Genomic DNA, 12,601 nt, shown 5'->3' on the forward strand with positions numbered 1-12,601 from the left:
ATTTAAAACTCACGACTGGCTTGATAAAACAGCTTCCAATCTTGGTCTTGACGGGCACGTTCTTTGGCGACGCTATCGAGATAATAGCGCAAGCGTTTGCGGTCATCGTCATTGTCCTTAAACACCACACCGATCATCTGCTGGGCGATATGGCTCGCACTTAACTGACCTTGATCGAGATAAATTGCTTGTAGACTGGCAGCATGGGCAATATTAACCGCCTCGGCAGTCGACATCACCGCATCAGGGGTTTTGAGATTGGCACCATCAACACTTTGTCCCGTGCGTAACTCTTGAAATAAGGTCACCAATAATTCGATCACGCTGTCAGGTATTTTGACTGCATGGCTTAAATCTTGTAATTCATGCTGTAGTTGCTTTTTCACCAATTCAATTTCAAAGGCACGATCTTGAATTGGTTTGACCGTTTCAAAGTTAAAACGTCGCTTTAATGCCGATGACATCTCATGCACACCACGATCTCGCAAATTGGCAGTGGCAATAATATTAAAGCCTTGCTTGGCATAGATGCTGGCGTCTTGTCCCATTTCTGGAATCATCAGTTGCTTTTCGGAGAGCATCGACACCAGCACATCTTGGATTTCCGCAGGACAGCGAGTGATTTCTTCAAAGCGGACAATATGTCCGAGTTGCATGGCTTGAAACATGGGTGAGGCGATTAATGCCTTTTCGGTTGGGCCTTCGGCTAACAGCAGGGCGTAGTTCCATGCATATTTCAGATGATCTTCAGTGGTGCCCGCTGTGCCTTGAATGGTGCGCTGAGAATTGCCGGAAATGGCAGCGCTGAATAACTCAGACAGCATGGATTTGGCTGTACCAGGTTCACCCACCAACATCAATCCTTGCTTGCCCATTAGCGTCACCAAAGCACGATCGACCAAGGCATCATCACCATAGAATTTTTTGCTGATATCTAAGTGCTGATCACCCAAGATAAACTTGCGTACCGCATGTGCTGAGAGTTGCCAGCCAGCGGGTTTGTTAGCCTGATCTTGCTCAGCTAAGCGTGCTAGTTCATAGTGATATTTTTGCTCGGCACTTTGGCGGATGATGTGCTGGAGATTGTTGTCGGATACTTGATTTTTAACGTCACTCTTTGCATCGCTTGGTTTTACTTTTGAATCTTGAGCCATTGAGATCTACTGTCCCTAATCATCATGTCATTTCATCTCAGTATATGTCAGTCGAAATTGTTTGCTTGTTATTGGTTGGTAAACCATGTGGATGAGCCATTTGCATAGGCTATTTGCATAGGTCATTTGGGTAAAACATCTTGTTAGGACATGGTGAAAAATTAGGATGGCTTTGCATATCCGCTACGTTTGCTGACAATTGCAAGTTGCATCTTCTGCCAAAATTGCATTTAATCAAAACGAATGATAATTTTTCATAGGCATTAATAATGGGAATCAAAAACTTAGTCGTTGAACAAATCCGCCAACAAACACTCAAAGTATCGCCACTGAATAAAAATACCGAGCAAACGGCATTGTCAAAACATAGCCAACAGCAGGGGCAGGTGCATGAAGGTCAAGCCAAACAGCGTGAAGCCTTTGATTTGGATTATGATGATTTACATCAATTGTTCCGTAATCAATTTCCAACAGTGACCAAACAGGTTTTGGGCGTTCGTTACAACACCGTGAATAAATATGCACGCTTTGTCCTGCCAAATGGGCTCGATTCTGCTGCTGATGAAGTCTTGGATCTGTTGGCAAAAGCCTCTATGGCATTGGCATCGACTGAACGTGTCCTTGCTGAAACAGGCGCCAAATCCATTCAAGAGCTACAACAAAATGTCGAGCGTTCGGCGCGTGCATCATCTGCATTAAAAGAAGTGAATAAAATCTTCGCCGCACTGCAAGGTGGTGTCAGCGGGGTTGCGGGCATGCTCGGTGCGGTGGCGGATTTACCGTTGTCCGTGTTATTGGCTTTAAAAACCATCTACGAAACAGGGCATGCCTATGGTTTTGAGCTAGATAATGAAGAAGATCAACAGGCGGTCTATCAAGTGTTGGTCAAATCGGATTTAGGTTTAATCGCTGAAAAACAAGTGCTTTTATTGGGTATTCGCAATTTTAAAGATGTACTGAGCACAGGCAACTACAGCCAATTGCAAACTTTTTTAGACAGCAATTATAGCTTTGAAGGCTTTAAACAAGCCGTGACCGATGAACAAGGGCAATACAAATGGGGCATGCTCAATGCGCTGGGTAAAGTGAAATGGTTACGCTACACTACGCCAGTGCTGGGCGGTTTGGTAGGTGCATTTTATGGCAGTAAAATGGTGGATGAAGTCGCTGAAAAAGCTGATGAAATATTCTCTCATGCTCGTCGTTATTTGATCGATAATCCTGAGCAGCACATTGCGATACTTGAAGCGTATCAACGTGGTTATGCACATCACACACAAGTAGCCGCTTTGGCACAAAATGATGTATCGCCACTGCTTGAACATACAGAGCACAAAGATGCAATCACAGCGTTACAGCAAAAATCTGCACAACAACATTTGGACGATAATCCTGATATTGTGAATGTCAAAGTTGAGAAGCAAGATCACGCAGACACAGAGCAAGCGCCCAAAACTGAAGCTGAGATTCATCAAGCTGTTGAAGATTTGGCAAAAAAAGAAGTTACACCAGCGGATAGCGGAACATCAACGAAAACCGCTACAGCATCTACGAAAGCGAGTAATATAGAAAGCAAAGCGGATGCAAAAGCGTCAACTGAAAAGCCATCAACAGAAAAATCGGCTACATCTAAACGAAGCACGACCAAATCATCGACAACCAAGCCAGCAACATCTAAGTCAACAACAGTAAAGCCAGCAACTCGACGTAGCACAAGTTCACGAGCCAAAGCAAAGGCAGAGACTGCAGATAAGCAGTCTGCAACTGCACAGCAAGATGATGCGACGCCTCGTAAAAGTTGATATTTGTTGAGTTCAAAAGTCGTTAAAAGTGACTGCATTATTGCAGTCATTTTTTATGGAAGGTATCGATTTAGATAGCTGATTTTGAGTGTATTGAGGATATTGACCAATTTGGCATTTTGATCTACAATTTCATGCCCTTAAAAAGTGGCTATTTCAAAGCACTTTGTAAGGTTGTTCAATAACGGGAGAATTGCCATATGGCAACAACAAATCAGTTGATCCGTAAGGGTCGCACAACTTTGATTGAAAAATCAAAAGTTCCAGCGTTGAAGGCTTGTCCACAACGCCGTGGTGTATGTACTCGTGTATATACGACTACACCTAAAAAACCAAACTCTGCAATGCGTAAAGTGTGCCGTGTACGTTTGACTTCAGGCTTTGAAGTATCAAGCTATATCGGTGGTGAAGGTCATAACCTTCAAGAGCACAGTGTTGTATTGATTCGTGGTGGTCGTGTGAAAGACTTGCCAGGTGTACGTTACCATACAGTACGCGGTTCTTTGGACTGCGCAGGTGTGAAAGATCGTAACCAAGCACGTTCGAAATACGGTGCGAAACGTCCTAAGAAGTAATTTGATTACTGTCTGAAAACGACGCATAAACACCTTAGCGTTTCGCTTGTTTGAGTTCTTTTCAAGATATGAAATTCAAGCGACGTATAGTAAGGCCAGCGTAAGTACATGACACTCGTACAAACTGCTGGATTCCCCTGAAGTGTCATCTAGTCATAAGACTAGTAAAGTTAGGTAGATTAAAATGCCAAGACGTCGCGTAGTCGCTGCCCGTGAAATCCTTCCGGATCCTAAGTTTGGTAGCCAAACAATCGCTAAATTCATGAACCACGTTATGCAAGACGGTAAAAAATCGATTGCAGAAAGTATCGTTTACGGTGCTTTAGACCGCGTTCAAGAAAAAAATAGTAGTGTAGACCCTGTAGAATTTTTTGAAGATACACTTGAAAAAGTTCGCCCAATGGTCGAAGTAAAAGCACGCCGTGTCGGTGGTGCTACTTATCAAGTACCAATGGAAGTACGCCCATCCCGTCGTACTGCCTTGGCTATGCGTTGGTTAGTAGATGCTGCTGCTAAGCGTTCTGAGAAAACCATGGCTTTACGTCTTGCTGGTGAGTTGCTTGATGCATCTGAAGGTAAAGGCGCTGCGGTGAAAAAACGTGAAGACGTACACCGTATGGCTGAAGCCAACAAAGCCTTTTCTCACTACCGTTTCTAAGCGGATAAAACAGTCCCTTATCAGGAGAATACTTATGTATGCTGTTATTCGATTTAATATCGCTTTCCATCAAAGTGGGGGGTGGGCAGGTATTTAAGATATCTGCTGACATCGTGAAAACACGACATAAGTATCTGTACGCATCAATTTTGTGTTGATGCGTCCTGTTTTAAATAACAAAATTTAGGAATGTAAGATATGGCTCGCCAAACTCCAATTTCTCGCTACCGTAATATCGGTATCTCTGCGCACATTGACGCAGGTAAAACGACCACGACAGAACGTATTTTGTTCTACACAGGTGTATCTCACAAAATCGGTGAAGTACATGACGGTGCAGCAACAATGGACTGGATGGAACAAGAGCAAGAACGTGGTATTACCATTACTTCTGCTGCAACGACTTGTTTCTGGTCAGGCATGGGTAACCAATTTGATCAACACCGTATCAACGTGATTGATACTCCGGGACACGTAGACTTCACGATTGAAGTTGAGCGTTCTATGCGTGTACTTGATGGTGCGTGCATGGTGTACTGTGCCGTTGGTGGTGTACAACCTCAGTCTGAAACTGTATGGCGTCAAGCAAACAAATATAAAGTGCCTCGTTTGGCATTCGTGAACAAGATGGACCGTACTGGTGCCAACTTCTTCCGTGCTGTTGAACAAGTTAAAACACGTTTGGGTGGAAATCCTGTACCAATCGTTGTACCAATCGGTGCTGAAGAAAACTTCCAAGGTGTTGTTGACCTGATCGAAATGAAAGCAATCATTTGGGATGAAGCATCTCAAGGTATGCAGTTCGAATACGGCGACATCCCTGCGGATCTTAAAGATACAGCAGACGAGTGGCGCACCAACATGGTTGAAGCTGCGGCTGAAGCCTCTGAAGAATTGATGGACAAATATCTAGACGCTGGTGATCTTTCTAAAGAAGACATCATTGCAGGTCTACGTGCACGTACATTGGCTTCAGAAATCCAAGTGATGTTGTGTGGTTCAGCGTTCAAGAATAAAGGTGTACAACGTATGTTGGACGCTGTGATTGAATTCTTGCCATCACCGACTGAAGTAAAAGCGATCGAAGGTGTTCTTGATGACAAGGACGAAACCAAAGCGACTCGTGAATCTTCTGATGAAGCGCCGTTCTCTGCACTTGCATTCAAAATCATGAATGACAAGTTCGTGGGTAACTTGACCTTTATTCGTGTGTATTCTGGTGTACTTAAACAAGGCGACCCAGTATATAACCCAGTGAAGTCTAAGCGTGAACGTATTGGTCGTATCGTACAAATGCATGCGAATGAGCGTCAAGATCTTGACGAAATCCGTGCAGGTGATATCGCAGCGTGTGTCGGTCTTAAAGACGTGACTACGGGTGATACATTGTGTGATGAGAAAAACATCATTACCCTTGAACGTATGGAATTCCCAGATCCAGTGATTTCATTGGCTGTTGAACCAAAAACGAAAGCTGACCAAGAAAAAATGTCAATTGCTTTGGGTCGTTTGGCGAAAGAAGATCCATCGTTCCGTGTACGCACAGACGAAGAATCTGGTCAAACCATCATTGCTGGTATGGGTGAGCTTCACCTTGACATCATCGTTGACCGTATGAAGCGTGAATTCGGTGTTGAAGCGAACATTGGTAAGCCAATGGTTGCATACCGTGAAACCATCAAGAAAGTGGTTGAACAAGAAGGTAAATTTGTTCGTCAAACAGGTGGTAAAGGTAAATTCGGTCACGTCTATGTCCGTCTTGAACCGCTTGAAGTTGATGAGTCTGGTAAAGAATACGAATTCGCTGAAGAAGTTGTTGGTGGTGTTGTACCAAAAGAATTCTTCGGTGCAGTTGACAAAGGTATTCAAGAACGTATGAAGAACGGTGTCTTGGCTGGTTACCCAGTTGTAGGCGTTAAAGCTGTGCTTTATGACGGTTCTTACCACGATGTCGACTCTGACGAATTGTCGTTCAAAATGGCTGGTTCTTATGCATTCCGTGATGGTTTCATGAAAGCTGACCCTGTACTTCTTGAGCCTGTAATGAAAGTCGAAGTGGAAACACCTGAAGACTACATGGGCGATATCATGGGTGACTTAAACCGTCGTCGTGGTATGGTTCAAGGTATGGACGATTTACCTGGTGGTACTAAAGCAATCCGTGCAGAAGTGCCACTTGCTGAGATGTTTGGTTACGCAACGCAAATGCGTTCTATGTCTCAAGGTCGTGCGACTTACTCTATGGAATTTGCAAAATATGCTGAAACACCACGTAACGTGGCGGAAGGCATTATCACTAAATTCCAATCAGGTGGTAAAAAAGGTGACGACGAGTAATCTTTCGATTACTATATTGCCTAACTAAATTTTATAGTTAAAATCTAATGCTTGTGCAGTGATCCTGCATAAGCAATCTTACAAAGGAAGATGAACATGGCTAAGGCTAAGTTTGAACGTAATAAACCACACGTAAACGTGGGCACGATCGGTCACGTTGACCATGGTAAAACAACTTTGACAGCAGCGATTGCAACAATCTGTGCTAAAACCTACGGTGGTGAAGCAAAAGACTACGCAGCAATCGACTCTGCACCAGAAGAAAAAGCACGTGGTATTACCATTAATACTTCACACGTAGAATACGATTCTCCTACACGTCACTACGCTCACGTAGACTGCCCAGGACACGCCGATTATGTGAAAAACATGATTACTGGTGCTGCGCAAATGGACGGTGCGATCCTTGTATGTGCTGCGACTGATGGTCCAATGCCACAAACTCGTGAACACATCCTACTTTCTCGTCAGGTTGGTGTACCGTACATTCTTGTATTCTTGAACAAGTGTGACCTTGTTGATGATGAAGAATTGCTTGAACTCGTAGAAATGGAAGTTCGTGAACTTCTTTCTTCTTATGACTTCCCTGGTGATGACACGCCTGTTATCCGTGGTTCTGCATTGAAAGCGCTTGAAGGTGATGCGGGTCAATACGGCGAATCTGCTGTACTTGCATTGGTTGAAGCACTTGACTCTTATATCCCAGAGCCAGAGCGTGCAATCGACAAAGACTTCTTGATGCCGATTGAAGATGTATTCTCGATTTCTGGTCGTGGTACAGTTGTTACTGGTCGTGTAGAGACTGGTATCGTTAAAGTGGGTGAAGAAGTTGAAATCGTTGGTATCAAAGATACAGCGAAAACAACAGTCACTGGTGTTGAAATGTTCCGTAAATTGCTAGACGAAGGTCGTGCAGGCGAGAACTGTGGTGTTCTTCTACGTGGTACAAAACGTGAAGAAGTACAACGTGGTCAAGTATTGGCTAAGCCCGGTACAATCAAACCACACACCAAATTCGACGCGGAAGTATATGTACTTTCTAAAGAAGAAGGTGGTCGTCATACACCATTCCTAAACGGTTACCGTCCACAGTTCTACTTCCGTACAACGGACGTCACTGGTGCGATCCAATTGCAAGACGGCGTTGAAATGGTTATGCCAGGTGACAACGTAGAAATGTCAGTAGAATTGATCCACCCGATTGCGATGGATCCAGGTCTACGTTTTGCGATCCGTGAAGGTGGTCGTACAGTAGGTGCTGGTGTTGTTGCGAAAGTAACTGCATAAGTCACTGCTGTGATCTAAAAAAGCGCCCATTGGGCGCTTTTTTTACATGTGAATTTTATCTATTGAGCACGCAAACTGTGTGAAATTTAATTAATTAATTCAGTTTAAGAATGAAGATGAGAATTCTAATGTATTTTTGCGTAAAACTAATATAGAATCATTCGCCTTAATATTTGCATTGGTGAATTTATGGCATTCCGCAAAACACTGCTGAGTTTGAGCATCTTGAACTTGTTTTCGATCACTTATCTAACAACAACTGCGCATGCTGAGGATCGGGCTGTGGTTTTGCCCACCATCGTCATTGAGGCAATGGATGAGGGTGATCCAATCAAAACTTATGTGGACTATAAACAAGCAAATGTGACACGTAATGGCTTGGATAAGAAAGATATTCCGCAGACCATTGATACCATTGATGTGTCGAAATATAAAACCTACGGTGCTAACGATCTGAGTGTCATGCTTCAAGGGACGCCGGGGATTGATACTTCGTATGATATGCGTGGTGATGGCATTATGATTCGTGGTTTTAGTGCAGACACAGGGGATATCTATCGAGATGGTATCCGTGAAAGTGGTCAGATTCGCCGTAGCACCGCCAATGTGGAACGTATTGAGATTTTGAAAGGACCTGCATCGGTGCTTTATGGGCGTAGCGGTGGCGGCGGTGTGATTAATATGGTCACGAAATATGCCAACTTCGATTCGAAAAGCTCAATCGGTGGCTATGTCGGTTCATATGATGATGTCGGTTACACCTTCGATTTAAATCAATTGATGAATGATAATTTTGCGGTGCGTTTGACGGGTGAATATGCAGATACCAATAGTTTTCGAGAGGGCATTGGTAGCCAAATCGAGATGCTTTCACCGAGTTTTACTTATCGGAATGATGATCAAACCTTTGCATGGACGACGCAATATACCTATGACAAATTGACTCGTGTACCTGATCGTGGCCCGTCCTATGAAGATTTACCGAAAGGCACATCGATTGAAATGGGCTTTGCTCAAGACGGCGATTATGTCGAAGACACTTTGCAACTCTTCCGCACCAATATTAAATATGACATTAATGATCAGTGGAAACTCGATTGGTCAGCGAGCTATCGTGAAACTGAGCAAAATTTTGATCACTTTTATGCAGGTGATTTGTGTACAGATAATCAAGCACCGACAGCAACAAACGTCGGTTGCTATCAAGGATATATTAATCAGCGTTATTATTGGCAACAGACCGATAATATTACCACATCAACTGCTTTGACCTTACAAGGTGACTTTGATACGGGTGCGTTTAGCCATCACTTGACCACAGGTGTGGATTATTCGATTGAGGAACGTGAGCCTCTACTTTCTAATAAAGATAGCAGTGGCGCTTTGATCTATGGCTTTGTTAATCCACTGACTGGCGATCGCTTCAATAACCGTCCTGAAGATATTCAGCTGACTCAGCACAATTATTACGAAAGTAAAAATCTGGGTATTTTCATTCAAGACTTGATCACTATTGTGCCGACAGTCAAAGTCATGCTTGGTGTGCGTTTTGATGATTATGACAGCTCGGCTGAAAATAAATTACAATCTTCATCAAGCTATGGTTCTGTTCGGGAGGTGTCCGATCAATCGTGGAGTCCGAATGCAGGTATTATTTGGCAACCCGTTCCTGAACACAGCTTGTATGCATCTTATTCACGTAGCTTTGCACCCTTTGGTGGGCGAGTTGGCGTGAATACGGTCAGTGCGACCACGAATTTAGACACATTCAATGCTGAGCCTGAATTAAATGATCAATTTGAAGTTGGTGTAAAAAGTGAATGGTTAGATGGGCGTTTAAGTACCCAGTTCTCTGCCTTTGACATTAAAAAACACAATATTCGCTACAACCCAGATGAAAATGATCCATATACATGGGCAGTTGCAGGAGAGCATCGTTCTCAGGGCGTAGAGTTGAGCTTTATTGGTAGTCTGCTCGATGATTTATATGTGCGTGGTGGCTATGGCTACAAAGAAGCACAAATCAAGGAAAATAAAGCAGATCCAGCACTCGAAGGTAATGAACTCGAGAATACATCGAAACATACGGCAAACTTATTTGTGCGTTATCTTGCTACAGATAAGATTTATGCAGAGATCGGTGCGACCTATATGGGTTCGTATTATGTAGATGATGAAAACACCTTCAAAATGCCTGATTGGACACGAGTTGATGCAGCGATTGGCTATAAAGATGACAACTGGAGCATCACGGGTGCCGTCAATAACGTGACGGATAAGGAATATTGGCGTTCAAGCAGTATGCCTGGTACACCACGTAATTATCTGTTGCGAGTGAATTATTTATTCTAAGTACAGCGGTGGTTTCCACTGTCATCTGTCGTGAAAACATGCATCGATGTCTTTACTTTTTCGGGCATTGATGCATTTTTTATGCGCTAAAAATATCGTTCAAGTAAGCTGAGCGTAAATGACCATACTTTGTAGTATTTATTGCGTGTGGATACATACTTTAGTCCATGCTGTCTTTTAAAGTTAAATAAATGTCTTCTTTAGACAAGTCTTTTTTAAAATTAGCATACAGAATAATTTCTGCACATCATCTCATTCTCGTGGATGGACGATCGGGTATTGCAGAATTTTGTAATAAAGTGGATTGTGTGAAGATGTTTTATCAATGATCGAGTCTAATCAAAAGGGATATCATAATGAATTTTAAAAATATAACCGTCGCAGGAAGTGGCGTATTAGGTTATCAAATCGCATTTCAGACAGCGTTTCATGGCTTCAATGTCAGCGTATATGACCTGAATGAAGAATCGCTGGACAAGGCGAAATCAAAGTTTGCGACTTTAAGTGAATGTTATCGCAAAGACCTGAAAGCAACACAAGCTCAATTGGATGATACATTTAACAGAATAAGTTATACATCGGACTTGGCGGCTGCTGTACAAGATGCAGATTTGTTGATTGAGGCAGTACCAGAAGATCCGCAAATTAAAACGGCGTTCTATCAGCAACTCGCCAAAGTTGCCCCTGAGAAAACCATCTTTGCCACCAATTCATCGACGATGCTACCCAGCCAATTTGCCGAAGCGACAGGGCGACCAGAGAAGTTTCTTGCATTACATTTTGCCAACCGAATTTGGCGATTTAATACGGCTGAAGTGATGGGGCATGCGAGCACCGATCCTGCAGTTTTTGATGCACTATTAGCGTTCGCAAAATCGATAGGGATGTTGCCGTTACCTGTATATAAGGAACAACCAGGCTATATTTTAAATTCATTATTATTACCATTCGTGATGGCAGGTTTAGGACTGTGGGCGAATCAGGTTGCTGATCCTCATGTTGTTGATAAGACTTGGATGAAAGCGATTGGTGTGCCTTTGGGACCTTTTGCGATTGTGGACATTATTGGGATTACCACGGCATATAATATTGCCAAATTACAAGCAGACACCACGCAAAATGCAGAATTGGCGCAGATAGCAGCACTGCTAAAATCAGAGTTTCTGGACAAAGGCATTCTGGGTATACCGACGGGCGAAGGATTTTATCATTATCCAAATCCTGCCTATGAATCTGCTGAATTTTTAAAATAGAAAATGAATTTTCAATACGATTCTAGATGGGAAAATCGTCCTGTCTAGAATCGTTAAGCACTTTGTTTATAATGTCTGACCTTTTGCTAGACGAAGCGCTTTGGGTGACATGCCATACCAGCGTTTCGTTGCACGACTGAGTGCTGATTGCTCAGAAAATCCCAAAATATCTGCGAGTTGACTCATCTGGATTGGCGTTTCCCATAGATATTGTAATGCCATTTCTTTGCGGATATTGTCTTTGATTTCTTCAAAAGTGGTTCCTTCACTTGCCAATTTTCGTTGTAAGGTTCTTGGGTGTAAGCCAAGCATATCGGCAACTTGAATTTTATTTCCACGCGCGCTGGCAAGATGAATACGCAGTGCCTTGCGCACACTTGAGCTAATCTGCTCTTTTGGGTTGCGAAAGTATCGGGCTAAATAATCTTGCGCCATTTCACGCAGTGCCGCATTGCTACCATGAGGTTGGCGGTGCAATACACTGCGATGTAAGTGCAGTGCGCCTCGTTCTTGATTGATATGAATCGGTGCGCCAAAAAAGCGTTGATATTCTGCAAGACTAGCCAAAGGGTTGTGGGGTAAAGAGACCGCCTTTAACTCATAATGTTCAGCAGCCAACCATTTAAAGATACGATGCGTTGTGCCTAAGCAAATATCCATGGTTTGTCTTTGTGGCGCATAATCATCCAGTCGGATTTCAAAGACAATTTCGACCGCATCATCGATCAGTGGGCTCGGATCATTCAGTGACATCACCAAACCTGGACCATGTAAAAACAAATATTCCGAAGTATATTCGATGACTTGTCGCATCGACTCAGCACTTTGCAAGATCACACTGAGCACCCCTAAGATGCTGATGTCTTGATGATTTGATATACGCAAGCCAAGATCAGGACATTTGGCTTGGGCAGCGGTACTTTCGAGCAGATCTACAACACTTCGCTGAGATAGCCAAGCATCGTCCTGATACAGTTCTTCGACTGTAAATCCGTAATATTCAAGTAGGCTTTGAGGGTCAAAATCAATGTGTTGCATCACATCGAGATAACCCCGAATGCCACTTGCATGTACCATCGTTGTCATGTCTTTTAGAGTTAAATATCTGTCTCCTCATGTCAAGTATTAAATGAGAAAATGCGTCATCTTAAATGAGTACAAAAAACAAGCAAGACATGGAGTC

At 43.2% G+C, this 12,601-nt stretch carries 9 protein-coding genes; 7 read left to right on the forward strand and 2 right to left on the reverse strand.

Annotated elements, in window-relative coordinates:
• Nucleotides 1–2 precede the first annotated feature (2 nt).
• Nucleotides 3–1,154: an ATP-binding protein gene (locus tag BLQ60_RS06770; RefSeq protein WP_092617915.1), complete on the reverse strand. Its 1,152-nt coding sequence runs from the start codon at nt 1,152–1,154 to the stop codon at nt 3–5.
• 269 nt (nt 1,155–1,423) lie between these two features.
• Between BLQ60_RS06770 and BLQ60_RS06775 the strand changes: the two genes are divergently transcribed.
• The 7 genes from BLQ60_RS06775 (at nt 1,424) to BLQ60_RS06805 (ending at nt 11,418) form a co-directional block, all read left to right on the forward strand.
• Nucleotides 1,424–2,956 carry an EcsC family protein gene (locus tag BLQ60_RS06775; RefSeq protein ID WP_092617918.1) on the forward strand — a complete coding sequence of 511 codons (1,533 nt, stop codon included), beginning with the start codon at nt 1,424–1,426 and terminating at the stop codon, nt 2,954–2,956.
• 200 nt (nt 2,957–3,156) lie between these two features.
• Nucleotides 3,157–3,531, forward strand: coding sequence for a 30S ribosomal protein S12 (gene rpsL, locus BLQ60_RS06780; RefSeq protein ID WP_092617921.1), 375 nt, complete (start codon nt 3,157–3,159; stop codon nt 3,529–3,531).
• A gap of 184 nt (nt 3,532–3,715) precedes the next feature.
• Complete coding sequence (gene rpsG, locus BLQ60_RS06785) at nt 3,716–4,189, forward strand: 30S ribosomal protein S7 (RefSeq protein ID WP_092617924.1); 474 nt, start codon at nt 3,716–3,718, stop codon at nt 4,187–4,189.
• A 198-nt stretch (nt 4,190–4,387) separates the two neighbouring features.
• Entirely contained in the window at nt 4,388–6,526 is a 2,139-nt protein-coding gene (gene fusA, locus BLQ60_RS06790; protein ID WP_092617927.1) for an elongation factor G, read from the forward strand.
• 96 nt (nt 6,527–6,622) lie between these two features.
• Nucleotides 6,623–7,813: an elongation factor Tu gene (gene tuf / locus BLQ60_RS06795; protein WP_092616210.1), complete on the forward strand. Its 1,191-nt coding sequence runs from the start codon at nt 6,623–6,625 to the stop codon at nt 7,811–7,813.
• 189 nt (nt 7,814–8,002) lie between these two features.
• Nucleotides 8,003–10,165: a TonB-dependent receptor gene (locus tag BLQ60_RS06800; RefSeq protein ID WP_092617930.1), complete on the forward strand. Its 2,163-nt coding sequence runs from the start codon at nt 8,003–8,005 to the stop codon at nt 10,163–10,165.
• Between the two features lie 356 nt (nt 10,166–10,521).
• Nucleotides 10,522–11,418 (forward strand): 3-hydroxyacyl-CoA dehydrogenase, encoded by an 897-nt coding sequence (locus tag BLQ60_RS06805; RefSeq protein WP_092617933.1) that lies wholly within the window; start codon nt 10,522–10,524, stop codon nt 11,416–11,418.
• A gap of 66 nt (nt 11,419–11,484) precedes the next feature.
• Here the strand turns inward: BLQ60_RS06805 and BLQ60_RS06810 are convergent, their stop codons facing one another.
• Entirely contained in the window at nt 11,485–12,504 is a 1,020-nt protein-coding gene (locus BLQ60_RS06810) for an AraC family transcriptional regulator (protein WP_092617936.1), read from the reverse strand.
• Nucleotides 12,505–12,601 lie beyond the last annotated feature (97 nt).

The sequence above is a fragment of the Acinetobacter marinus genome (genome assembly GCF_900096915.1).
In the GTDB taxonomy this organism is placed as follows: domain Bacteria; phylum Pseudomonadota; class Gammaproteobacteria; order Pseudomonadales; family Moraxellaceae; genus Acinetobacter; species Acinetobacter marinus.